Source organism: Pseudomonas lyxosi (assembly GCF_047758685.1).
Taxonomy (GTDB): Bacteria; Pseudomonadota; Gammaproteobacteria; order Pseudomonadales; family Pseudomonadaceae; genus Aquipseudomonas; species Aquipseudomonas lyxosi.
On the sequence record NZ_CP180481.1, the window covers coordinates 1356151 to 1380331 of the forward strand.

21 protein-coding genes are annotated in these 24181 nt (G+C 60.0%); 7 read left to right on the plus strand and 14 right to left on the minus strand.

Annotation, left to right across the window (positions count from 1 at the left end; translation table 11 throughout):
- Positions 1-35: 35 nt before the first annotated feature.
- The gene (locus ACMXYI_RS06480) at positions 36-428 is read right to left on the minus strand and encodes a COG4315 family predicted lipoprotein (protein WP_415772314.1); all 393 of its coding nucleotides are present in this window, start codon (positions 426-428) and stop codon (positions 36-38) included.
- Between the two features lie 153 nt (positions 429-581).
- On the opposite strand from ACMXYI_RS06480, the gene phoB reads away from it, so the two are divergent.
- The 3 genes from phoB (at position 582) to ACMXYI_RS06495 (ending at position 4103) form a co-directional block, all read left to right on the plus strand.
- Complete coding sequence (gene phoB, locus ACMXYI_RS06485; protein ID WP_008150066.1) at positions 582-1271, plus strand: phosphate regulon transcriptional regulator PhoB; 690 nt, start codon at positions 582-584, stop codon at positions 1269-1271.
- An 81-nt stretch (positions 1272-1352) separates the two neighbouring features.
- On the plus strand, positions 1353-2639 hold the full coding sequence (gene phoR / locus ACMXYI_RS06490) for a phosphate regulon sensor histidine kinase PhoR (RefSeq protein ID WP_415773868.1): 1287 nt from the start codon (positions 1353-1355) through the stop codon (positions 2637-2639).
- A gap of 123 nt (positions 2640-2762) precedes the next feature.
- Positions 2763-4103, plus strand: coding sequence for a hemolysin family protein (locus ACMXYI_RS06495; protein WP_218536562.1), 1341 nt, complete (start codon positions 2763-2765; stop codon positions 4101-4103).
- A gap of 158 nt (positions 4104-4261) precedes the next feature.
- Here the strand turns inward: ACMXYI_RS06495 and ACMXYI_RS06500 are convergent, their stop codons facing one another.
- From ACMXYI_RS06500 to ACMXYI_RS06535, 8 genes are all read right to left on the minus strand, one after another.
- On the minus strand, positions 4262-5158 hold the full coding sequence (locus tag ACMXYI_RS06500; RefSeq protein WP_415772316.1) for a peptidoglycan DD-metalloendopeptidase family protein: 897 nt from the start codon (positions 5156-5158) through the stop codon (positions 4262-4264).
- Positions 5159-5366: 208 nt separating this feature from the next.
- Complete coding sequence (locus tag ACMXYI_RS06505) at positions 5367-6317, minus strand: response regulator (protein ID WP_123367519.1); 951 nt, start codon at positions 6315-6317, stop codon at positions 5367-5369.
- Positions 6318-6483: 166 nt separating this feature from the next.
- The gene (phoU, locus tag ACMXYI_RS06510; protein WP_008150055.1) at positions 6484-7245 is read right to left on the minus strand and encodes a phosphate signaling complex protein PhoU; all 762 of its coding nucleotides are present in this window, start codon (positions 7243-7245) and stop codon (positions 6484-6486) included.
- A 71-nt stretch (positions 7246-7316) separates the two neighbouring features.
- Positions 7317-8150, minus strand: a complete 834-nt coding sequence (pstB, locus tag ACMXYI_RS06515; RefSeq protein WP_033059285.1) for a phosphate ABC transporter ATP-binding protein PstB — start codon at positions 8148-8150, stop codon at positions 7317-7319.
- Between the two features lie 83 nt (positions 8151-8233).
- Positions 8234-9904: a phosphate ABC transporter permease PstA gene (gene pstA / locus ACMXYI_RS06520; RefSeq protein ID WP_415772318.1), complete on the minus strand. Its 1671-nt coding sequence runs from the start codon at positions 9902-9904 to the stop codon at positions 8234-8236.
- Positions 9905-9919: 15 nt separating this feature from the next.
- Positions 9920-11953, minus strand: a complete 2034-nt coding sequence (locus ACMXYI_RS06525) for an ABC transporter permease subunit (protein WP_415773869.1) — start codon at positions 11951-11953, stop codon at positions 9920-9922.
- Between the two features lie 473 nt (positions 11954-12426).
- On the minus strand, positions 12427-13428 hold the full coding sequence (locus ACMXYI_RS06530) for a phosphate ABC transporter substrate-binding protein PstS family protein (protein WP_415772319.1): 1002 nt from the start codon (positions 13426-13428) through the stop codon (positions 12427-12429).
- A gap of 228 nt (positions 13429-13656) precedes the next feature.
- Complete coding sequence (locus tag ACMXYI_RS06535; protein ID WP_415772321.1) at positions 13657-14955, minus strand: MFS transporter; 1299 nt, start codon at positions 14953-14955, stop codon at positions 13657-13659.
- 363 nt (positions 14956-15318) lie between these two features.
- On the opposite strand from ACMXYI_RS06535, the gene ACMXYI_RS06540 reads away from it, so the two are divergent.
- On the plus strand, positions 15319-15723 hold the full coding sequence (locus ACMXYI_RS06540; protein ID WP_003177184.1) for an acyl-CoA thioesterase: 405 nt from the start codon (positions 15319-15321) through the stop codon (positions 15721-15723).
- Between the two features lie 57 nt (positions 15724-15780).
- Positions 15781-16680, plus strand: coding sequence for a D-hexose-6-phosphate mutarotase (locus ACMXYI_RS06545; RefSeq protein ID WP_415772322.1), 900 nt, complete (start codon positions 15781-15783; stop codon positions 16678-16680).
- A 132-nt stretch (positions 16681-16812) separates the two neighbouring features.
- Here the strand turns inward: ACMXYI_RS06545 and ACMXYI_RS06550 are convergent, their stop codons facing one another.
- The 5 genes from ACMXYI_RS06550 to ACMXYI_RS06570 all read right to left on the minus strand — a co-directional run bounded on the left by ACMXYI_RS06550 (position 16813) and on the right by ACMXYI_RS06570 (position 20534).
- Positions 16813-17349: a DUF3299 domain-containing protein gene (locus ACMXYI_RS06550; protein ID WP_415772323.1), complete on the minus strand. Its 537-nt coding sequence runs from the start codon at positions 17347-17349 to the stop codon at positions 16813-16815.
- 88 nt (positions 17350-17437) lie between these two features.
- Positions 17438-17683 (minus strand): GlsB/YeaQ/YmgE family stress response membrane protein, encoded by a 246-nt coding sequence (locus tag ACMXYI_RS06555; RefSeq protein WP_033059272.1) that lies wholly within the window; start codon positions 17681-17683, stop codon positions 17438-17440.
- Positions 17684-17789: 106 nt separating this feature from the next.
- On the minus strand, positions 17790-18872 hold the full coding sequence (locus ACMXYI_RS06560; protein ID WP_415772325.1) for a 5-(carboxyamino)imidazole ribonucleotide synthase: 1083 nt from the start codon (positions 18870-18872) through the stop codon (positions 17790-17792).
- A gap of 11 nt (positions 18873-18883) precedes the next feature.
- Positions 18884-19375 carry a 5-(carboxyamino)imidazole ribonucleotide mutase gene (gene purE, locus ACMXYI_RS06565; RefSeq protein WP_008150032.1) on the minus strand — a complete coding sequence of 164 codons (492 nt, stop codon included), beginning with the start codon at positions 19373-19375 and terminating at the stop codon, positions 18884-18886.
- Positions 19376-19616: 241 nt separating this feature from the next.
- Positions 19617-20534 carry a LysR substrate-binding domain-containing protein gene (locus ACMXYI_RS06570; protein WP_415772327.1) on the minus strand — a complete coding sequence of 306 codons (918 nt, stop codon included), beginning with the start codon at positions 20532-20534 and terminating at the stop codon, positions 19617-19619.
- A gap of 180 nt (positions 20535-20714) precedes the next feature.
- On the opposite strand from ACMXYI_RS06570, the gene aspA reads away from it, so the two are divergent.
- A complete protein-coding gene (gene aspA / locus ACMXYI_RS06575) occupies positions 20715-22139 on the plus strand; it encodes an aspartate ammonia-lyase (RefSeq protein ID WP_010465341.1) in 1425 nt (474 codons plus the stop codon).
- Between the two features lie 503 nt (positions 22140-22642).
- Positions 22643-24094: an alanine/glycine:cation symporter family protein gene (locus ACMXYI_RS06580; protein ID WP_415772329.1), complete on the plus strand. Its 1452-nt coding sequence runs from the start codon at positions 22643-22645 to the stop codon at positions 24092-24094.
- Positions 24095-24181 lie beyond the last annotated feature (87 nt).

Sequence of the window (24181 nt, forward strand, 5' to 3'; positions counted from 1 at the left end):
GCAGCCGAACGCAGGCTGCGCCAGCTGCTACAGGTTCACATCTTCGGTCCGGAGTTGGTGATGACGTGCCAGACGTCCTTCATTTTGTCACCGGCCTTGTCTCCCGGTTTCGCGTCCTTCTTGAAGTAGTACAGCGGTTTACCCTTATAGGCCCACTGCATCGTGCCATCGTCACGCTTGACGATTGTCCAGTCACCTTCGGCCTTGGCACCCGCTTCCGCCTTGAATGGCGGCCAGTATTCTGCACACTCACCAGTGCACACAGACTTGCCACCCGTGTCTTTGTCGAAGGTGTACAGGGTCATGCCCTTGTGGTCCGCCATCACACCTTCTTTCATCATCACAGGCTCAGCCGCGAAGGCCATTGATGGCAACGCCAGGGCTGCGGTCAGCATCAGAGCCTTGAGGGAATGCGAGTATTGCTTCATGGAAACCTTCCTCTTGTGGTTGTCAGGATTCGGAATTAGAGCTTAGTTCAGGATCATGACAATCGCCGGGCGACTAAAATACTGTCACACGACTGCAATAATTCCGTTATCTAATGCGGCGCAAGACAGTTAAATGACAAGAGGATTAAAGGCATGGTTGGCAGGAGCATTCTGATCGTCGACGACGAAGCGCCCATTCGCGAAATGATCGCCGTTGCGTTGGAAATGGCCGGCTATGACTGCCTGGAGGCTGAGAACTCGCAGCAGGCCCACGCCATCATCGTCGACCGCAAGCCGGACCTGATCCTGCTCGACTGGATGCTGCCCGGCACGTCCGGCATCGAGCTGGCCCGACGTCTCAAGCGCGATGAGCTGACCGGGGACATCCCGATCATCATGCTCACCGCCAAGGGCGAAGAGGACAACAAGATCCAGGGCCTGGAAGTCGGCGCTGACGACTACATCACCAAACCCTTTTCCCCACGTGAGCTGGTTGCGCGCCTGAAGGCCGTGCTGCGCCGTGCCGGTCCAACCGATGGTGAGACGCCGATCGAAGTCGGCGGCCTGCTGCTGGACCCGATCAGCCACCGTGTGACCATCGACGGCAAACCCGCCGAGATGGGCCCGACCGAATACCGCCTGCTGCAATTCTTCATGACCCACCAGGAACGTGCCTACACCCGCGGCCAGTTGCTGGATCAGGTCTGGGGCGGCAACGTTTATGTCGAAGAGCGCACCGTCGACGTGCATATCCGCCGCCTGCGCAAAGCCCTCGGTGATGCTTACGAAAATCTGGTACAAACCGTGCGCGGCACCGGCTATCGCTTTTCTACCAAAGCCTGACCCGGACCTTTCCCGCCCGACAAGCTGACAAGGACGCGCGTTCAAGTGAACCAAAACTGGCATGGCACCCTGATCCGCCACATGCTTTTGCTGGTGACCGGTTGCCTGGTGATCGGCCTGATTACCGGCTACTACGGCTGGAGCCTCGCCGCGGGCCTGGGCCTTTACCTGGCCTGGACCCTCAAGCAACTGCTACGTCTGCACGAATGGCTGCGCCTGCACAAACCCGATGAGGCACCGCCCGATGGCTATGGCCTGTGGGGCGAAGTGTTCGACAGCATCTACCACCTGCAACGTCGCGACCAACGTGTGCGCGGGCGTCTGCAAGCGGTGATCGACCGGGTCCAGGAATCCACAGCCGCGCTGAAAGACGCGGTGATCATGCTGGACAGCGACGGTAACCTCGAATGGTGGAACCGCGCCGCCGAAACCCTACTCGGCCTCAAGACCCCGCAAGACAGCGGCCAACCGGTAACCAACCTCGTCCGCCATCCGCGCTTCAAGGAATACTTCGAGCAGGACAGCTACGCCGAACCGCTGGAAATCCCTTCGCCGATCAATGATCGCCTGCGCATTCAGCTGTACATCACCCGCTACGGTAACAACGAACACTTGATGCTGGTGCGCGACGTGACGCGCATCCATCAACTGGAACAGATGCGCAAAGACTTCATCGCCAACGTCTCCCATGAATTGCGCACGCCGTTGACGGTGATCTGCGGTTATCTGGAAACCCTGCTCGACAACGTCGAGGACGTCAACCCGCGCTGGACCCGTGCCTTGCAGCAAATGCAGCAACAAGGTGGGCGCATGCAGACGTTGCTCAACGACTTGCTGCTGTTGGCCAAACTGGAAGCCACCGATTACCCGTCGGACAACCAGCCGGTGGCCATCGACGGCTTGCTGCAATCGATCAAGAGCGACGCTCAGCAGTTGTCTGCTCAGCGCAATCAGAAGATCACCCTGGAAGCCGACCCGACGATTCTGCTCAAGGGCAGCGAAGCCGAATTGCGCAGCGCGTTTTCCAATCTAGTGTTCAACGCGGTGAAATACACCCCGGCCGAAGGCAATATCCGCATCCGCTGGTGGGGCGATGAGCAAGGCGCACACCTGAGCGTGCAGGATTCCGGCATCGGCATCGACAGCAAACACTTGCCGCGCCTGACCGAGCGCTTCTACCGCGTCGACTCCAGCCGCAACTCCAACACCGGCGGCACGGGGCTCGGACTGGCGATCGTCAAACACGTACTGCTGCGCCACCGCGCGCGGATGGAAATCAGCAGTGTGCCGGGTCACGGCAGCACGTTTACCTGCCATTTTGCGCCGGGCCAGGTCACCAAATCCCGGGTCATCAGCGCCGCCGACTGATACCGGCCGGCACGCGCCACTAGTCAATCACTTGGTCAGCCGCTACATTGGCTGACTTGTGCCTGCCCTTCAGGCACCGCATTTCCCTCTTTTTTGAATACACGGAACCCGCAAAACTCCATCATGGACCCATCCCCTGGCTTGACCCTCGCGACACTCTTCGCCGATTTCGGCATGATTCTTTTTGCTCTGATCCTGGTTTTGCTCAACGGTTTTTTCGTTGCGGCGGAATTTGCCATGGTCAAATTGCGCTCGACCCGGGTCGAGGCCATCGCTGAAAAAAACGGCTGGCGCGGACACATCCTGCGCACCGTTCACAGTCAGCTCGATGCGTACCTCTCGGCGTGCCAATTGGGTATCACCCTCGCCTCCCTCGGCCTCGGGTGGGTCGGTGAGCCGGCGTTCGCGCACATCCTCGAACCGATCCTTGAAGCCGTCGGCGTGCAGTCGGCCGAAGTGATCAAAGGCGTGTCGTTCTTCGCCGCGTTCTTCGTCATCTCGTACCTGCACATCGTGGTCGGTGAGCTGGCCCCGAAATCCTGGGCCATCCGCAAACCCGAGCTGCTGTCGCTCTGGACCGCCGTGCCGCTGTACCTGTTCTACTGGGCCATGTACCCGGCCATTTACCTGCTCAACGCCAGCGCCAACACGATCCTGCGGATCGCCGGCCAAGGTGAACCCGGCCCTCATCACGAGCATCATTACAGCCGTGAAGAATTGAAACTGATCCTGCACTCCAGCCGTGGCCAAGACCCGAGCGACCAAGGCATGCGCGTTTTGGCCTCCGCGGTGGAAATGGGCGAGCTGGAAGTGGTCGACTGGGCCAATTCCCGGGAAGACCTGGTGACGCTGGAGTTCAACGCACCGCTGAAGGAAATCCTGGCAATGTTCCGTCGCCACAAGTTCAGCCGTTATCCGGTGTACGACAGCGATCGTCAGGAGTTCGTCGGCCTGCTGCACATCAAGGATTTGCTGCTGGAACTGGCAGCCCTTGATCACATTCCCGAGTCGTTCAACCTCGCCGAACTGACCCGGCCGCTGGAGCGGGTTTCGCGCCATATGCCGCTGTCGCAGTTGCTGGAACAGTTCCGCAAAGGCGGCTCGCACTTCGCCCTGGTCGAAGAAGCCGATGGCAACATCATCGGCTACCTGACCATGGAAGACGTGTTGGAAGTACTGGTCGGCGACATTCAGGACGAACACCGCAAGGCAGAGCGCGGGATCCTCGCCTACCAGCCGGGCAAGCTGCTGGTGCGCGGCGACACGCCGCTGTTCAAGGTCGAACGCCTGCTGGGCATCGATCTGGACCACATCGAAGCCGAAACCCTCGCCGGACTGGTCTACGAAACCCTGAAACGGGTGCCGGAAGAGGAAGAAGTGCTGGAAGTCGAAGGCTTGCGGATCATCATCAAGAAGATGAAAGGGCCGAAGATTATTCTGGCCAAGGTGTTGATGCTCGATTGAGCAGGAGCTGGCGGGCTTTTGTGGTGAGGGGATTTATCCCCGTTGGACGGCGAAGCCGTCCCAAAGCTTTAGTTAAAGCGGGGTCGCTTCGCGACCCAACGGGGATAAATCCCCTCGCCACAGATAAATCCCCTCGCCACAATTAATCTCCATCAACTTCACTGTTTGCCGAGCGCAAAGTTCGGCAGGCTGCCGACCGGTTGATTGAACTGGTACGGGATCGACACCAGCCCCAATCCGGTATTGCGCTGCACCACGAAATGCAGGTGTGGCCCGCTGCTGTTGCCGGTATTGCCCGACAAGGCCAGCGGACTCCCCACCGACACCCGTTGCCCCTCGCGAACGCTCACCGAACCTTGTTTGAGGTGCAGATACACGCCCATCGTCCCGTCATCGTGCAGCACCCGCACGAAATTACCCGACGGATCGGTGCCGCGCCCGGTCTGGGCATTCTCGGTTTTCACCACCACACCGCCTCGCGCCGCGATGATCTGCGTGCCTTCGGGCATGGCGATGTCCATGGCGTAGCGGTTCTTTGGACCAAAGTGGCTGTATTGACCGTTGGGGCCCTGACTCAGCCGAAACGGTCCACCGCGCCACGGCAATGGGTATCGATAGGCCATGGCAGCCCCTGAGGGGTCGCCCAGGGAGTATTCAAATTTTGGGGTATACGCGAGCGGCCTTTCGGGCTGCGTGGCCGTGAGCAGCGCCAGACGAATACTGCTGCGTGCCGGCATCACCCGACGAATCGGTCGGCTCGGCGCACCACTGACGTTCTTCAGCCCGCCGAAGCTCAACTCGATTTCTACCGGCGCATACAGGTCATTACGCACGTAAACGCTGTCCACGCCCTTCTTCTTCGTGATGACGAGGTACACCTGGCGCTCAAGATTCTCGACCATGCGATCACGAAAAACGAACACCTTGGAGCCCGTCGTGGGGCGGTCGCTGTAGGAGACCACGCCATTGGCGTCGGTGGACTTGTAGATCGTCATGGCCATCGCCGAGGTGGATGCCATGAGAAGACCGCAGAAAAACAGCAGGCGCGCGAGCATGGGCAAGATTCTGTCGAGTAAGGCCTGGGTAGGAGCCTAGCAGCTGCAATGGACCCGGGTAGTCGGCAGATGTTTCAAATGATCGTTCCCACGCTCCGCGTGGGAATGCAGCAAGGGACGCTCTGCGTCCCACCGAAGCGGACGCGGAGCGTCCGGGGAGGCATTCCCACGCAGAGCGTGGGAACGATCAGCCGATCAGCGGTACAGATTACGCGCCTGGTACGAAATGCTTCTGCGCCGTACCACGTGCTATCAACCGCGAGATGTAATCAAGCTTCTGCGCGTCCTGGTCGACGAAGCGGAAGGTCAGTTGCAGCCACTCGCTGTCGGGCTTCTGCTCGTGGGCGACAATGGCGTGCAGGTAGCCGTTCAGACGGGCGGTTTCGGCGTTATCGCCCTGCTCCAGGTCGAGCACGGCGCTGTCGAGCACTTGCGGCAGGGTGTCGGTGCGTTTCACCACCAGCAGCGCTTCCTTGAGACTCAAGGCCTTGATCACACATTGCTGAATGCCGTTCGGCAGACGCAGTTGGCCCTGGCCACGACCGCCTGTTGGCGCCGCGGAGGACGCTGGAGGCTTGATCGGCGGGCTGTTGAGCAGACCGCGAGACGGAGCAGCCGCCGGGGCTGGCGCGGCGGCCGCAGGTTTGGCGAACGGATTGACCGGCGCCGCTGCGGGTGCGACCACGGCAGCCTTGCCGCCGGTCAATGCGCTCAGGGAGTCGTTGCCGAACGCCGAGTTCATTTTGGTCGGCGCGCTGTTCATCAAGGTGTCGAGCTTGCCGACCTTGTTCAGGGCCTGCTTGACCTTGGTCAGCAGTTGCTCGTTGGTGAACGGCTTGCTGACGTAGCCGGAAACCCCGGCCTGGATCGCCTGGACGACGTTCTCTTTGTCGCCTCGGCTGGTCACCATCACGAACGGCATGGTCTTGAGGTTGTCCTGCTCGCGGCACCAGGTCAGCAGTTCCAGACCGGACATTTCCGGCATTTCCCAGTCGCACAGGACCAGATCGAATGCTTCCCGAGCCAGCAGGGACTGAGCCTTCTTGCCGTTGACCGCATCTTCGATCCGGATCCCCGGAAAGTAATTGCGCAAGCACTTCTTCACCAGGTCACGAATGAACGACGCATCGTCCACGACCAACACACTGACCTTACTCATCCATCACCCCTTTAAAAAATCCCGGCAAGCATACCGCTTTGCTGATGGCACATTGCCAAAAACCTTCAGTCACGCCGGGACTTTCGTTCGCGGGTGCTGCTTTCGAATTCATCAACCACAAACAAAAACGCCCGGCCAAAAGGCCGGGCGCTTTTCTCAGGCAATCTTACTTATCGTCAGCTTTGCCCGGAACATTAGCGGTTTCGCCACTTGTGCCTTCAACTTCTTCTTTCATGCGCTTGAGGCCCAGGTGCCGCACGTCGGTGCCGCGCACCAGGTAAATCACCAGCTCTGAAATATTGCGTGCGTGGTCGCCGATCCGTTCCAGCGAACGCAGCACCCAAATGATGCTCAAGACCCGCGAGATAGAGCGCGGGTCTTCCATCATGTAGGTGGCGAGTTCACGCAACGCGGTTTTGTATTCGCGGTCGATGATCTTGTCGTACTGAGCCACCGACAACGCCAGGTCGGCATCGAAGCGGGCAAAGGCATCCAGCGCATCGCGAACCATGTTGCGCACCTGGTCACCGATGTGGCGAACCTCGACGTAACCCCGTGGGGCTTCGCCTTCTTCGCACAACTGGATGGCGCGACGGGCGATCTTGGTCGCTTCGTCACCGATACGCTCCAGGTCGATCACCGACTTGGAGATGCTGATGATCAAACGCAAGTCCGACGCCGCCGGCTGACGACGGGCCAGAATGCGCAGGCATTCTTCGTCGATGTTGCGTTCCATCTGGTTGATCTGGTCGTCGATCTCGCGAACCTGCTGGGCCAGGCCGGAGTCGGCCTCGATCAGCGCGGTCACCGCGTCGTTGACCTGCTTTTCCACCAGCCCGCCCATGGCCAGGAGGTGGCTGCGCACTTCCTCGAGCTCAGCGTTGAACTGCGCGGAGATGTGATGGGTAAGGCCTTCTTTGCTAATCATGTTGGCGTCCTTGGAGCGTCCGGTAAGGTGCGGTGGACCGCAGCGTCAGTTCAGTGAGCAACAACAGCTTCCTAGCCGTAGCGACCAGTGATGTAGTCTTCGGTCTGCTTCTTCGCCGGATTGGTGAACAGGGTGTCGGTGTCGCCGAATTCCACCAGTTTGCCCATGTACATGAACGCCGTGTAATCGGAAACCCGCGCGGCCTGTTGCATGTTGTGGGTCACGATGACGATGGTGAACTTCGATTTCAGTTCGTAGATCAGCTCTTCGACTTTCAGCGTGGAGATCGGGTCGAGTGCCGAGCACGGTTCGTCGAGCAGCAGCACTTCCGGCTCCACGGCGATGGTGCGAGCGATCACCAGACGTTGTTGCTGACCACCGGACAAGCCCAGCGCCGACTCATGCAAACGGTCTTTGACTTCGTCCCACAGTGCCGCACCTTTCAACGCCCACTCGACGGCTTCGTCGAGGATGCGCTTCTTGTTGATGCCCTGGATGCGCAGGCCGTAGACCACGTTCTCGTAGATGGTTTTCGGGAACGGGTTGGGCTTCTGGAACACCATGCCCACGCGACGACGCAGCTCGGCCACATCTTCGCCCTTACGGTAAATGTTGTTGCCGTAGAGGTTGATCTCGCCTTCGACACGGCAGCCATCCACCAGGTCGTTCATGCGGTTGAACGTACGCAGCAGCGTGGACTTGCCGCAGCCGGACGGGCCGATGAAGGCGGTCACGCGCTGTTTCGGGATATTCATGCTGACGTCGTACAGCGCTTGTTTGTCGCCGTAGAACAGGCTCAGGCCCGGCACTTCGATGGCCACGGTTTCCTGCTCAAGGCTCAAGCTCTGTTTGTCGCGGCCCAGGGCAGACATGTTGATGCCGTGGGTATGTGCTTCGTGCTGCATGGGAGGCTCCCTGTGCTAACAAATTCGGTTCAGTGAGCGGCTGGCATCGAGGCCAGCAGCCCATTCAATTTTTGCGGCAGCTATCAGCTATCCAGCGCTTTGTATTTTTCGCGCAGGTGGTTACGGATATAAACGGCCGACAGGTTCAATGTCGCGATCACCAGCACCAGCAGCAGCGCCGTGGCGTACACCAGCGGCCGCGCGGCCTCGACGTTAGGGCTCTGGAAGCCGACGTCATAGATGTGGAAGCCCAAGTGCATGATCTTCTGGTCCAGGTGCAAGTACGGGTAGTTGCCATCCACCGGCAGCGACGGCGCCAGTTTCACCACACCCACCAGCATCAGCGGTGCCACCTCACCGGCGGCGCGAGCCACGGCGAGGATCATGCCGGTCATCATCGCCGGGCTGGCCATCGGCAGCACGATCTTCCACAAGGTTTCAGCCTTGGTTGCGCCGAGGGCCAACGAGCCTTCGCGCACGGTGCGAGGAATCCGCGCCAGGCCTTCTTCAGTAGCCACGATCACCACCGGAACCGCCAGCAGCGCCAGCGTCAGGGACGCCCAGAGCAGACCCGGCGTACCAAAGGTCGGCGCCGGCAGCGCTTCCGGGAAGAACAACCGATCGACCGAACCGCCCAACACATAAACAAAGAAGCCCAGACCAAACACGCCGTAAACGATGGCCGGAACGCCCGCCAGGTTGTTCACCGCGATGCGGATCAAGCGAGTCATGGTGTTCTGTTTCGCATATTCACGCAGGTAAACCGCTGCCAACACGCCGAACGGGGTCACGATCATCGCCATGATCAACGTCATCATCACGGTGCCGAAAATCGCCGGGAAGATCCCGCCTTCGGTGTTCGCTTCACGCGGATCGTCGCTGAGGAACTCCCAGACCTTGCTGAAGTAGAAGCCAATCTTGGTGAAGGTGTTCATGCCGTTCGGCTGGTAGGCGTGAACCACTTTGCCAATGCCGATTTCGATCTCTTTGCCGTTGGCATCGCGAGCCGTCAGGCTGTCGCGGTTGAACTGGGCGTGCAGGTCGTTCAGGCGGGCTTCGATGTCCTGATAACGAGCGTTCAGTTCGGCGCGCTCAGACTCCATGTCCGCTTGCGCGGTAGCGTCCATCGTCCCGGCCAGTTCCAGCTTGCGACCGTGCAGACGCAGGCGCTCCAGCCCTGCGTTGATTGCGCCAATGTCGACTTTTTCCAGGGTCTTGAGCTGTGCCGCGAGCTTGTTGACGCGATCGACACGCGCCTGCAACTCAGGCCATGCGGCTTCGCCTTCAGCGATGACCTTGCCGTCCTGTTTGACGTTGACCAGGTAGCCGTAGAAGTTGCCCCACTCACGACGCTCGATGGCCATCAGCTCTGGCGGAGTCTTCTGGTTGGTCAGCCACTCGCCGACGATCCAGGTGAAGTCGTTGCCGTTCAGGTCACGGTTACCGACCTTGATCAGCTCGCGAGTCATAAACTCCGGGCCCTGATCGGGTACCGGCAGGCCAGCGCTTTTCAGGCGCTCGCGCGGCACTTCTTCTTTCTGCACCACTTCGCCGATGACGAGGTGGTTGGCCTGGCCCGGCACGTCGTAACTGGCGTGCACCAGGTCGGCCGGCCAGAAGTGGCCCAGACCGCGCACGGCAATCACTGCCAGCAGGCCAATGGTCATAATGACTGCGATGGACACCGCGCCACCGCTGATCCAGACGCCGGGGGCGCCGCTCTTGAACCATCCTTTCAGGGAGTTCTGTTTCACAGACTTCTACCTTTCTTAAAGCGACGAGTATTTCTTGCGCAGACGCTGACGAATCAGTTCCGCGAGGGTGTTCATGACGAAGGTGAACAACAGCAGCACCAGCGCCGAGAGGAACAGCACGCGGTAGTGGCTGCCGCCGACTTCCGATTCGGGCATTTCCACCGCAACGTTGGCCGCCAGGGTGCGCAGGCCTTCGAACAGGTTCATTTCCATGACTGGGGTGTTACCGGTGGCCATCAGCACGATCATCGTTTCACCGACCGCACGGCCCATGCCGATCATCAGCGCCGAGAAGATGCCCGGGCTGGCGGTGAGGATCACCACGCGAGTCATGGTCTGCCACGGCGTGGCACCGAGGGCCAGGGAACCGAGGGTCAAACCGCGAGGCACGCTGAACACGGCGTCTTCGGCGATGGAGTAGATGTTCGGGATCACCGCGAAGCCCATGGCCAGACCGACCACCAGTGCGTTGCGCTGGTCGTAGGTAATGCCCAGGTCGTGGGAGATCCACATGCGCATGTCGCCGCCGAAGAACCAGGTTTCCATGTACGGGCTCATGTACAGCGAGAGCCAGCCCACGAACAGGATCACCGGAATCAGGATCGCGCTTTCCCAGCCGTCCGGCACCCGCAGGCGCAGCGATTCAGGCAGGCGACTGAAGGTGAAACCGGCGACCAGGATGCCGATCGGCATCAACAGCAGCAGGCTGAAGATGCCCGGCAAATGTCCTTCCACATACGGTGCGAGGAACAGACCGGCGAAGAAGCCGAGGATCACCGTCGGCATCGCTTCCATCAGCTCGATCACCGGTTTGACCTTGCGGCGCATGCCCGGAGCCATGAAGTACGCGGTGTAAATTGCAGCGGCGACGGCCAGTGGAGCGGCCAGCAGCATGGCGTAGAACGCGGCTTTCAAAGTACCGAAGGTCAGCGGAGACAGACTCAGCTTGGGTTCGAAGTCGGTGTTGGCGGCGGTCGATTGCCAGACGTATTTAGGCTCGTCGTAGTTCTCGTACCAGACCTTGCTCCACAACGCGCTCCAGGAAACTTCCGGGTGCGGGTTGTCGAGCAGCAGCGGTTGAATCTTGCCACCCGCTTCCACGATCAAGCGGTTGGCCCGGGGCGACATGCCGAAAAGGCCTTGGCCTTCCACCACCTGATCCACCAGCAAGGTGCGGTGAGCGGTGCTGTGGAACACGCCGAGTTTGCCGGAGGCGTCGAGGGCAACGAAGCCTTTGCGACGTTCTTCAGCGGTGATTTCAACGATCGGCGCAGTGCCCATCTGGAAGTTACGAATCTGCTTCAGACGCAGTTCGCCATCGTGGTCGCGGGCCATGAACCATTGGGCCAGACCACCTTTGGAGTCGCCGAGGATCAGCGAGATGCCGCCCACCAATTGAGTACTGGCGGTAATTTCGGCATCGCCGTTTTCAAGCAGTTTATAGCGACCGTTCAGGCTCTTGTCGCGCAGGCTGAACACGTCGGCCTGGGCGCGACCGTTGATCACGTACAGCCATTGCTGACGCGGGTCGACGAAGATGTTCTTCACAGACTCAGTCATCTGCGGCAGATCGATACGCTTCTGCTCGTTGGTGACTTCACCGGTCATCATGTTTTCTTCGCTGGTCAGCGACAACACATTGAGTTGCGCACCGGTGGAACCGACCAGCATCAGCGTCGTATCGGTCGCGTTGAGGCTGACGTGCTCCAGGGCTCCGCCCGCCTCGTTCAGCGCAATCGGCGTTTCGCCATACGGGTATTCGATGGCCGGCGAGATGGTTTTCTTGCCGTCCGGGTAGCTGACTTTATAAGTGTGACGGAACACCAGTGCCTGGCCGTTGGACAAGCCCACTGCCACCAATGGATGGCCTGGTTGGTCTTCTCCGATGGAGGTCACGGTCGTGCCGGCCGGAATCGATAGATCGACACGCTTGAGTTCAGCGCCACTGTCGATATCGAAGAACAATGCCTGGCCCTTATCGGAAACCCGCATGGCGACCTGGTTCTGTTCTTCCAGGGAGATCATCAACGGCTTGCCGGCGTCTTGCATCCAGGCGGGCGTGATGGCGTCCTTGGCGGTCAGGTCGGCGCCCTGAAACAGGGGCGCGACAACGTAAGCAAGGAAGAAAAAGATCAGCGTGATCGCGCCGAGAACGGCGAGGCCGCCCACGAGGACGTACCAGCGGGTCAGGCGATCTTTGAGCGCGCGAATGCGGCGCTTGCGTTGCAACTCAGGCGTATTGAAGTCAATTCGCTTGGGGGGATTTGTAGTCATGGTGGAATTGGCCAGATCATTCATTCGCACACCCTAGCGATCCTGTATGACAGAAAGATGACAATGCAGTGACGCAACAAATCCGCCGCCCGTGGGAACTGGCAGCGGACCGAAAATTTGGGGAGGCCGGGTTACCTGTTTGGTAACCCTGACCCTTGTAGGAGCAAGGCTTGCCCGCGATGGTAGCGCCACGGTTTCAAAGGTGAAACGCGGCGCCCCCATCGCGAGCAAGCTCGGCTCCTACGGTTTTACTTTTTTGCGACTTCAGCGCCGCCTTCCTGCAGACCCAGGTCAGCCAGTGCTTTTGCAGCAACCTTGGCTGGCAGTGGGATGTAACCGTCTTTCACCACAACTTCCTGGCCCTGTTTGGACAGAACCAGTTTCACGAACTCGGCTTCCAGCGGGGCCAGAGGCTTGTTCGGGGCTTTGTTGACGTAAACGTAGAGGAAACGCGACAGCGGGTACTTGCCGTTCAGGGCGTTTTCTTCGGTGTCTTCGATGAAGTCAGTGCTGCCTTTCTTGGCCAGGGCCACAGTCTTCACGCTAGCGGTTTTGTAGCCGATGCCCGAGTAACCGACGCCGTTCAGCGAGGAGCTGATCGACTGCACGACCGAAGCCGAGCCTGGTTGTTCGTTGACGTTTGGCTTGTAGTCGCCTTTGCACAGGGCTTCTTCTTTGAAGTAGCCGTAGGTGCCGGATACCGAGTTACGACCGAACAGCTGAACCGGCTTGTTGGCCAGGTCGCCGGTCACACCCAGGTCGCCCCAGGTTTTCACGTCGGTTTTAGCGCCGCACAGACGAGTGGACGAGAAGATCGCGTCGACTTGTTCCATGGTCAGGTGCTGGATCGGGTTGTCTTTGTGAACGAAGACAGCCAGGGCGTCCACGGCAACCGGGATAGCGGTTGGCTTGTAGCCGTATTTGGTTTCGAAGGCTTGCAGCTCGGTGTCCTTCATCTTGCGGCTCATCGGACCCAGGTTAGCGGTGCCTTCGGTGAGCGCAGGTGGCGCGGTAGACGAACCGGCAGCCTGAATCTGGATGTTTACGTTCGGGTATTCTTTTTTGTAGTTCTCAGCCCACAGGGTCATGAGGTTGGCCAGGGTATCGGAGCCGACGCTGGACAGGTTGCCCGACACACCAGTGATCTTGGTGTAGCTCGGGATAGCAGGGTCAACAGCGGCAACCGCGTTGGCAGTCGCAACGCCAGCAGCGACAAAAGTCATTGCCGCCATCAAACGCTTCAGTTTCATGCCTTACTCCTAGCAGATAGGTGTGTTAAGTCGGGGCCAAGTATCAGCAGGCCGTGTGAACACTCTATGGCTGAAATATGACAATTAGATGAAAGGCCAGCATTGGGCTTATTGCAGGATAATTCGCGTCATCGTTCTTCGCGGGTAAGTCGGATCGCCGCACCGCTCGCTCCTACGGATCACACCGACCTGTAGGAGCGTGGCTTGCCCGCGAAGGCGTCAGTCGGCCTAGCGGTCTTTTTTCCAGAGGTAAGCACCCACCAGAATCCCGACACCGCAAATGATCGCCACGTAATAGGCAGGCCCCATCGGGCTTTCCTTGAGCAGCAGGGTGACAACCATCGGGGTCAGGCCGCCGAAGATGGCGTAGGCCAGGTTGTAGGAGAACGACAGCCCACTGAAGCGCACCACCGCCGGGAAGGCTTTGACCATCACATACGGCACCGCACCGATGGTGCCGACCAGCAAGCCGGTCAAGGCGTACATCGGGAACAGCCAGTCCGGGTGGTTGAACAGGCTGTGGTAGAAAGTCCACGAGCTGATGAGCAACGCGGCACTGCCGAACACGAAGATACGACCCGCACCGAAGCGGTCAGCCAATGCACCCGAGGCGACGCAGCCCAGGCTCAGAAACACGATCGCCAGGCTGTTGGCCTGCAACGCGGTGGTTGGTGAGAAGTGGTAGACGGTCTGCAGCACGGTCGGGGTCATCAGGATGACGACGATGATGCCGGCGGACAGCAGCCAGGTCAGCAGCATGGAAATCAGGATCGCCCCGCGATGGTCGCGCAACACGGCGCGCAGCGGCACTTCTTCTGCCAGGGCCTTGCGCAGTTGCAGCTCGGCGAATACCGGGGTCTCGTGCAGCCAGCGGCGCAGGTAAACCGAGAACAGGCCGAACACGCCACCCAGCAGGAACGGAATCCGCCAGGCGTAATCCGAAACTTCGACCGGGGTGTAAATGCTGTTGATCGCGGTGGCGACCAGCGAGCCCAGCAGGATACCGGCCGTCAGGCCGCAGGTCAGGGTGCCGCAGGCGTAGCCGATGTGCCGCTGGGGCACGTGTTCGGAAACGAATACCCACGCGCCCGGCACTTCACCGCCAATCGCCGCGCCCTGAATCACCCGCATCAGCAGCAACAGGATGGGCGCCCACATGCCGATCTGCGCGTAAGTCGGCAGCAAACCCATGATCAGGGTCGGCACCGCCATCATGAAAATGCTCAGGGTGAACATCTTCTTGCGTCCCAGCAGATCGCCGAAGTGCGCCATGACAATGCCGCCCAGTGGCCGCGCCAGGTAGCCGGCGGCAAAGATCCCGAAGGTCTGCATCAAACGCAACCACTCGGGCATGTCGGCCGGGAAGAACAGCTTGCCGACCACCGTGGCGAAGAACACGAAAATGATGAAGTCGTAAAACTCCAGCGCGCCGCCCAAGGCAGACAGCGATAACGTCTTGTAGTCGTTGCGAGTCAGCGGACGTGCGGACTGGGTTGGCTGCGCGATGCTCGAAGGCGCTGTGGTCATGGCAAGGCTTCTCTTATAGTCGGATCTGCAACCCCAACAACGCTGGCTGAGGCTTGGGCAGGTCCGGCACGATAGCAAATTGTTCGAAAAAGCACATAGAGGTGCGTATTTGACGGTCGAAATGAGAACCGGACGGTCGTCTCGGAGTCTACCGATCGATATACTCGCTATCTTGCGACAGCTTGCAAGGGTTGCTGTGCGAAGACGCTGCTGGCTCTACCAGTCGATTTCGCAGAGTCTCCCTTTAGGCGCCTTACGAAAAACGTGACGAACGTAGTATGTTCGGGGCTGAATCGTTTTTCTTGAAGACGGCTATTCACCTGAAGTACCAATGAAGAGTCACGGGTCAGAGGCACCCCCGGCATGATAGAGCTCGAACAAGAAGATCCAATCCCGCAAGGCGACCTTGCCCTGCAAATTACCGCGCTCCCTCGCGAAACCAACGGCTTTGGCGATATTTTCGGCGGTTGGCTGGTGTCGCAGATGGATTTGGCCGGCACCGCAATGGCCAGCAAAGTCGCGGGTGGTCGCGTGGCCACGGTTGCGATCGACCGCATGGCGTTTCTGGTTCCGGTAGCGGTGGGTGCTCAGCTCTCCTTCTATACCCAGGCGCTGGAAATCGGCCGCAGCTCGATTCAGATGATGGTCGAAGTCTGGAGTGACGATCCGCTGTCCAGCGAATGGCGTAAAGTGACTGAAGCCGTGTTCGTGTTCGTCGCCATCGATGGCAGCGGTCGCACCCGTTCAGTTCCGCCTAGAGCTCGTTAAACACTACGACCTTTCTGCGGTCCATTGCAGTCATTGTTCCTGATCGAGAGTTGCCCCATGAGCACGCCCAACGTTGAAGCCGTGAAACTGGATGAACTGAACTGCTGGCGCATCCGCCACGGTCAGGCCGAACTGCTGGTTGCCCAGCAGGGCGCGCACATCCTCAGTTATCAAGTGGCCGGGCAACCGCCGCTGATCTGGCTCAACGACGAGGCCGTGTTCAAGACTGGCAAGAGCATCCGCGCCGGGGTTCCGGTGTGCTGGCCGTGGTTCGGCAATCTGCCGCGCAACCCGCAGAGCGTTCAGGCCATGCGCGTCAGCAACGAAGCGCCGACCGCCCACGGGCTGGTAAGGGCGATGGACTGGGAACTGGGCGGCATTGAAACCGAGGGCGAAAGCCTCAAGGTGGAGTTTGTTCTGCCTTACCCTGAAGGTGGCTTGCCAGGCTGGCCGCATCAAGTGGATTTGAAGCTGAGCATTCGTCTGGATGAGCAACTGCACATCAGCCTGACCAGCCACAACCAGGGCACCGACAAAGTCACCATCAGCCAGGCGCTGCACAGTTATTTCGCGGTCAGCGATGTACGCGAAGTGCATGTCGAAGGGCTGGATGGCTTGAGTTACATCGAAACCCTGGACGACTGGAAAACCGTCACTCAGACCGGCGATCTGCGTTTTGTCGGCGAGACCGATCGTATCTATCTCAATACCCCGGCGAAGCTGAGCATTGTCGATCCGGCCTGGGAACGACGCATCGAGCTGACCAGCAGCGGTTCACGCTCGGCGGTGATCTGGAATCCTTGGATTGATCGCGCTGCGGCGTTCAGTGACATGGCCGACGATGGCTGGCAGCGCATGCTGTGCATTGAAACGGCGAACGTGATGGATGATGTGGTGACGCTGGCGCCGGGTGCGAGTCATACCCTCGGCGTCAGCATCGGCAGCAAACCTCTCTAGCACCACAAAACCAATGTGGGAGCGAGCTTGCTCGCGATGAGGCCATAACAGTCAACATTGATGTTGAATGTTATGGCCTCATCGCGAGCAAGCTCGCTCCCACAGTTGATCTTTGCCAGCCTAACTGGCGCTTTACAGGTCAGACTCTTTGACCACCCGCACCTTCGCCGCATCCAGCGCATACGCCGCATCAGCCAGGTCATTGTTGACCTTCTCGATCTTCAGCGTGCCGGTCACCCACAGCGGTGTATAGATGTCATTCAGCTTCAAACCTTTCGGATAACGCACCAGCACCAGTTGATTAGGCGGTGGCGGCGGCACGTGGATGCAGGCGCCCGGATACGGCACGAGGAAGAACAGCGTGCTGTGGCCCTTGGCGTCGGACTCCAACGGCACAGGATAACCACCGATGCGGATGTTCTTGTCGTTCATCGACGGCACGGTTTTGGTCGAATACATCACCGCCGGCAAGCCCTTGCTCTGCTTCATGCCACCTTTTTCGGTAAAGGTGCCATTGGCTTCGGGGGAGTTGTGGTCGATTTCGGGCATGGCTTCGAGGGCTTTCTGGTCCGACTTGGGCATCAGTTCGAGCCAGTCGGTTTCCGGCAGTTCGCCGGCGTGGGCAAGGCCCGTACCCAGTAATAGGAAAGTCAGCAAAAGACGGCGCATGGAGGTGCTCGGTTAAGGATAGGACTATGCAACGCCGAGCATTCTAGCCCTCCCCGGCTGCGCAGCAGAGAGGGCTTTGTCGCCTGAATCAGTTCTTTTTGATCAAGCCGTAGATCACCAGCAATATCACGGCGCCAACCAGCGCACCAAGGAAGCCTGCGCCTTGGCCAGCCTGATAGAAGCCCAGGGCCTGGCCGCCGTATGTGGCCGCCAGCGAACCGCCGATACCGAGCAGGATGGTCATGATCCAGCCCATGCTGTCGTCGCCCGGTTTCAGGAACCGAGCCAGCAGGCCGACGATCAAGCCGATAAAGATGGTTCCGATAATTCCCATGGCATTTCCCTCTGAGTAAGTGGCTATGCCAAAGCCTAGTCAGACTTTGGCATCCTGCCATGAGAGAACGGCGGCCCCTGAATGGTTCCGCCGCTGCCACATGAAACTATTCGGCGATGAGCGCTTCGACCTTGAGGATCTGCTGCTCCAGCGTGGCCTTGTCGGCGCAGCGCAGGTTGGCGTGACCGACCTTGCGACCGACCTTGAACGCCTTGCCATAGTGATGCAGATGGCAATCGGCAATGGCCAGGACTTTCTCGGTCTCCGGTACTTTACCGATGAAGTTGAGCATCGCGCTTTCGCCGACCTTGGCCGTCGAACCCAACGGCAGACCGGCAACGGCCCGCAGGTGGTTTTCGAACTGGCTGCACTCGGCGCCTTCAGTGGTCCAGTGACCCGAGTTATGCACGCGCGGGGCGATCTCGTTGGCCTTGAGGCCACCGTCGACTTCAAAGAACTCGAACGCCATCACGCCGACATAATTCAGCTGCTTGAGCACACGGCTGGAATAGTCTTCCGCCAAGGCTTGCAGCGGGTGATCGGAGCTGGCCACGGACAACTTGAGGATGCCGCTGTCGTGGGTGTTGTGAACCAGCGGATAGAACCTGGTTTCGCCATCGCGAGCCCGCACGGCGATCAGTGAAACTTCACCGGTGAACGGCACGAAGCCTTCCAGCAGGCAGGCGACGCTGCCCAGTTCAGCGAACGTGCCGACCACGTCTTCAGGCTTGCGCAGGACTTTCTGGCCCTTGCCGTCGTAACCCAGGGTGCGGGTTTTCAGCACGGCCGGCAGACCGATGGAAGCCACGGCAGCGTCCAGATCGGCTTGCGATTGAATGTCGGCGAACGCCGGGGTGGGAATCCCCAGGTCCTTGAACATGCTTTTTTCGAACCAGCGATCACGGGCGATGCGCAGGGCTTCGGCGCTCGGGTAGACCGGGACGAATTGCGACAGGAAAGCGACGGTTTCGGCCGGGACGCTTTCGAACTCGAAAGTCACCAGATCGACTTCATCCGCCAGCTGACGCAGGTGATCCTGATCGCCGTAATCGGCCCGCAGGTGTTCGCCCAACGCGGCTGCGCAAGCATCCGGCGCGGGGTCCAGGAAAGCGAAGTTCATGCCCAGCGGAGTGCCCGCCAGCGCCAACATGCGACCCAACTGGCCGCCACCGATTACACCGATCTTCATCGTCAACAACCTCAGGCGATGCGTGGGTCTGGATTTTCCAGGACGCTGTCAGTCTGCTCAGCGCGGAATTTTTTCAGCACCGCGTGGAACTGCGGGTGCTTGGCACCGAGGATGCTCGCCGACAGCAGCGCGGCGTTGATCGCGCCGGCCTTGCCGATGGCCAGGGTGGCGACCGGAATGCCCGCGGGCATCTGCACGATGGACAGCAGCGAATCGACGCCCGAGAGCATCGACGACTGCACCGGCACGCCCAGTACCGGCAGGTGGGTCTTGGCCGCACACATGCCTGGCAAGTGAGCCGCGCCGCCGGCACCGGCGATGATCACCTCGATGCCACGCGCCTCAGCCTCTTCGGCGTACTGGAACAGCAGGTCCGGGGTGCGGTGGGCAGAGACCACTTTCACCTCGTAAGGAATGCCGAGCTTTTCCAGCATATCGGCGGTGTGGCTAAGGGTGGACCAATCGGACTTGGAGCCCATGATCACGCCAACCAGTGCACTCATCGTCGTGCCTCTTCTCTCTGGGCGCCCGCAGGCGCGTCAAAAAACAACAAGCCACGCAAAATGCGTGGCTTGATTGTACGAATTATGGCCGGACGAACCGGCCGAAGGCCGCGCAGTATACCTCAATGAAGCAGATAAACAGCCCCCGATACGACCATCTGTCATTCGGCGCAAAGTACCGGTTTTATTGACTCGAAGGTCAGCCAAAAACAGCATAAATCTACCCGGCTCCTACCAAACATCATTGACCGGTTGTGCCTTGCGCGGCGCCGCCCTCGAGCTTGCGCCACAGCAACCGCACATTCGCCTTGCGCACCAGCGCGCAGCGGTACAGGCGAATCTCCAGCGGCACATGCCATTGCGGGCCGCCGCAAACCACCAGTTCACCCCGAGCCAGTTCGGCGCGCACGCTGAGCCGCGGCACCCAGGCAATGCCCAATCCTTCCAGCGCCATGCTTTTAAGGCTATCGGCCATGGCCGTCTCGTAGATGGTGGTGAAGCGCAGCGCGCGCTGACGCAGCAGCATGTTCACCGAACGCCCGAGAAATGCACCGGCGCTGTAGGCGAGCAGCGGCACACTGCCTTCGCCTTCCAGATCGAACAGCGGCTTGCCCTCGGCGTCCGCCGCGCAGACCGGGAGCATTTCGGTGTCGCCAAGGTGCAGCGACGGAAAGATTTCCGGGTCCATCTGCATCGCAGCATCCGGGTCGTAAAACGCGAGCATCAGATCGCAACCGCCTTCGCGCAGGGCATGCACCGCATCACCGACGTTGGTTGCCACCAGGCGCGTCGCGATGTTCAGGCCTTCATTACGCAACTGCGCAATCCAGCGCGGGAAGAACCCCAACGCCAGGGAGTGAGCGGCGGCGACCTGCATCACCTCCCCCTGCCCGCCTTCCAGGTGATGAAGGTGACGCAACACCTCACCGAGCTGCTCGACCACCGTCCGCGCGGTGACCAGAAACAACTGCCCCGCCGCCGTCAGTTCGATCGGCGTGCGCGAGCGGTTGACCAGGGTCAGCCCCAGCGCGGCTTCAAGGCTGCGGATTCGTCGACTGAACGCCGGCTGAGTCACGAAGCGTCGTTCGGCAGCCTGGGAGAAGCTGCGGGTGGCGGCCAGAGCACTAAAGTCCTCAAGCCATTTACTTTCAAGGTTCATCACGTCCTCCCGGACACGCACCAATTTAGGTCGCACGCTCGCCGCAGACACGGCGTCACATGGGCATTATGCCGAATGTGCATAGGCTAGTGTTTAACAGCATTGGCCCAAAATTCTCCACAAGCCTAGCATTTGCAGTGTTCCGGCACAGACCGGGTCCATATCGAGATGATTTCTATCATGTCCTCCGCTGCATCTTTCCGCACAGAAAAAGACCTGCTTGGCGTACTCGAAGTACCTGCTCAAGCGTATTACGGCATCCAGACCCTGCGAGCGGTGAACAACTTCCGTCTCTCCGGCGTTCCGATTTCGCATTACCCGAAGCTGGTTGTCGGCCTGGCCATGGTCAAACAGGCCGCCGCTGACGCCAACCGCGAACTGGGTCACCTGAGCGAAGCCAAGCACGCTGCCATCAGTGAAGCCTGTGCACGTCTGATCCGCGGCGACTTCCACGAAGAGTTCGTGGTGGACATGATTCAAGGCGGCGCTGGCACTTCAACCAACATGAATGCCAACGAAGTCATCGCCAACATCGCGCTGGAGGCCATGGGTCACCAGAAGGGCGAATACCAATACCTGCACCCGAACAACGACGTGAACATGGCGCAGTCGACCAACGACGCCTACCCGACCGCGATCCGTCTGGGTCTGCTGCTGGGTCACGACGCGCTGCTGGCCAGCCTCGACAGCCTGATCCAGGCGTTCGCTGCCAAGGGTGTTGAATTCAGCCACGTCCTGAAGATGGGCCGTACCCAGCTGCAAGACGCCGTGCCGATGACCCTGGGTCAAGAATTCCGTGCCTTCGCCACGACCCTGAGCGAAGACCTGGCACGCCTGAAAACACTGGCGCCTGAACTGCTGACCGAAGTGAACCTGGGCGGCACCGCGATCGGTACCGGCATCAACGCCGACCCGCGTTACCAGCACCTGGCCGTTCAGCGTCTGGCGCTGATCAGCGGTCAACCGCTGGTTCCGGCTGCCGACCTGATCGAAGCCACCTCCGACATGGGCGCCTTCGTGCTGTTCTCCGGCATGCTCAAGCGCACCGCGGTCAAGCTGTCGAAGATCTGCAATGACCTGCGCCTGCTGTCCAGCGGCCCACGCACCGGCATCAACGAAATCAACCTGCCGGCGCGTCAGCCAGGCAGCTCGATCATGCCAGGCAAGGTCAACCCGGTTATCCCGGAAGCGGTTAACCAGGTGGCGTTCCAGATCATCGGCAACGACCTGGCCCTGACCATCGCGGCCGAAGGCGGCCAGTTGCAACTGAACGTGATGGAGCCGCTGATCGCGTTCAAGATCTTCGACTCGATCCGCCTGCTGCAACGCGCCATGGACATGCTGCGCGAGCACTGCATCGTCGGCATCACCGCCAACGAAGAGCGTTGCCGTGAACTGGTCGAGCACTCGATCGGTCTGGTCACCGCGCTGAACCCGTACATCGGCTATGAAAACGCTACCCGTATCGCCCGTATCGCCCTAGAAAGCGGCCGCGGCGTGCTGGAACTGGTGCGCGAAGAAGGTTTGCTCGACGACGAAATGCTCGCCGACATCCTGCGCCCGGAAAACATGATTGCTCCGCGTCTGGTGCCTCTGAAGGCTTAACCGAACGCAACGCCGGTGCTTGCTCTTTTAACGAAGAGTACGAAGCGCCACGCTCACCAGGTCGAGGGACTAGACACCTCTCACCTTTTGAGGGCTTGGGGATTTATTCCCCGAGCCCTTTTTTTTAACCCTTTTGCGGATAGCGAATATGTCTGACACCGCAAAGATCGCAGCCTTCGGCAGCTCCTACAGCATTTGATGTACACCCTGTAGGAGCTGCCGAAGGCTGCGATCTTTTGATCCTGGCAGCACCTCGTTTCGATGCTTGCACCACAATCGTGCAGACGGACAGCACGCTCATCGGTATAGTGCCGCCCCTCTTCGCGTGAGCGGTCGTCGGTAACGAGGCCCAAACCCATGCGAAACCCGAACTAATAACAAACCCGCAATATGAAACCGGGACGAACCTTCGCCTCACCTGTTTTGCCACGCGCAATCCGGTGTAACGCGATGTTTCTGACCGCCAAGCATTTGCCTACACAAAAAATAGCGAGGAATAATCCATGCTCGAAGTCATCAACGACTTCCTCTCAGGGAAAGTACTGATCGTGCTCATTGTCGGGCTCGGTAGCTACTTCACGATCCGCTCGCGTTTCGTTCAATTGCGCCACTTTTTCCACATGTTCTCGGTGTTCCGCGACAGCCTGAAAAGCAGCGCCGGTCAACTCAGTTCGTTCCAGGCCTTGATGCTCAGCCTCGCCGGCCGCGTCGGTGCGGGTAACATCGCCGGTGTCGGTATCGCCGTAACCCTGGGTGGTCCAGGTGCGGTGTTCTGGATGTGGGTGACCGCGCTGGTCGGCATGTCCAGCAGCTTCTTCGAATGCTCCCTCGGCCAGCTCTACAAGCGCTGCGACTCCGACGGCACGTACCGTGGCGGCCCGTCCTATTACATCCAGCACGGCCTGCAGAAACGCTGGCTGGGCATGATCATGGCGTTCCTGCTGCTGATCACCTTCGGCTTCGCCTTCAACGGTCTGCAATCCCACGCCGTGACCCACTCGCTGAACAATGCTTTCGGCCTCGACACCACCTGGACCGGCCTGGCCCTGGCGGTGTTGCTGGGTCTGGTGTTCGTCGGTGGTATCAAGCGCATTGCCAAGGTCGCTGACCTGCTGGTGCCGGTGAAAACCCTGGTGTACATCGGCGTGACCATCTACGTGATCGTGCTGCAATTCGATCACGTACCGGCGATGCTGATGACCATCGTCAAAAGCGCCTTCGGTCTGGATCAAGCGTTCGGCGGCCTGATCGGCAGCGCGATTGTCATGGGCGTTAAACGCGGCGTGTTCGCCAACGAAGCAGGCCTGGGCAGTGCGCCAAACGTGGCTGCGGTCGCGTCGGTCGAGCACCCGGTGGCACAAGGTGTGGTTCAGGCGTTCAGCGTGTTCCTCGACACCTTCGTGATCTGCACCTGCACCGCGTTGCTGATCCTGCTCTCGGGCTTCTACACCCCGGGCTTCGAAGGCGACGGCATTGCCCTGACCCAGAACTCCCTGGCCGCCGTGGTCGGTGACTGGGGCCGGAGTTTCATCTCCGTGGCCCTGTCGTTGTTCGTGTTCACCTCGATCCTCTACAACTACTACCTGGGCGAGAGCAACCTGCGCTTCCTGATCGGTGAAAACCGCAAGGCGCTGATCGGCTACCGCGCACTGGTCCTGGTGTTGATCTTCTGGGGTGCTATCGAAAACCTCGGCACGGTGTTCGCCTTCGCCGACATCACCATGACCCTGCTGGCGTTCGTGAACCTGATCGCGCTGTTCCTGCTGTTCAAAGTCGGCATGCGCATCCTGCGTGACTACGATGACCAGCGCGCGGCAGGCATCAAGACGCCCGTGTTCGATTCGAGCAAATTCCCGGACCTGGACCTGGACTTGAAAGCCTGGCCAGCCAATCCGCCAGCTGCCGCCACCCAGGCTGAAGCTGAGCAGCAAGCCGTACCCGCAGCGCAACGCTGATCGGTAAAACCGGGCGCATCCCCTGCGCCCGGCGTGACACAGCGCGCGGTCAGCGTCATGCTCGACCGCATGCTGTCATCGTTCTCG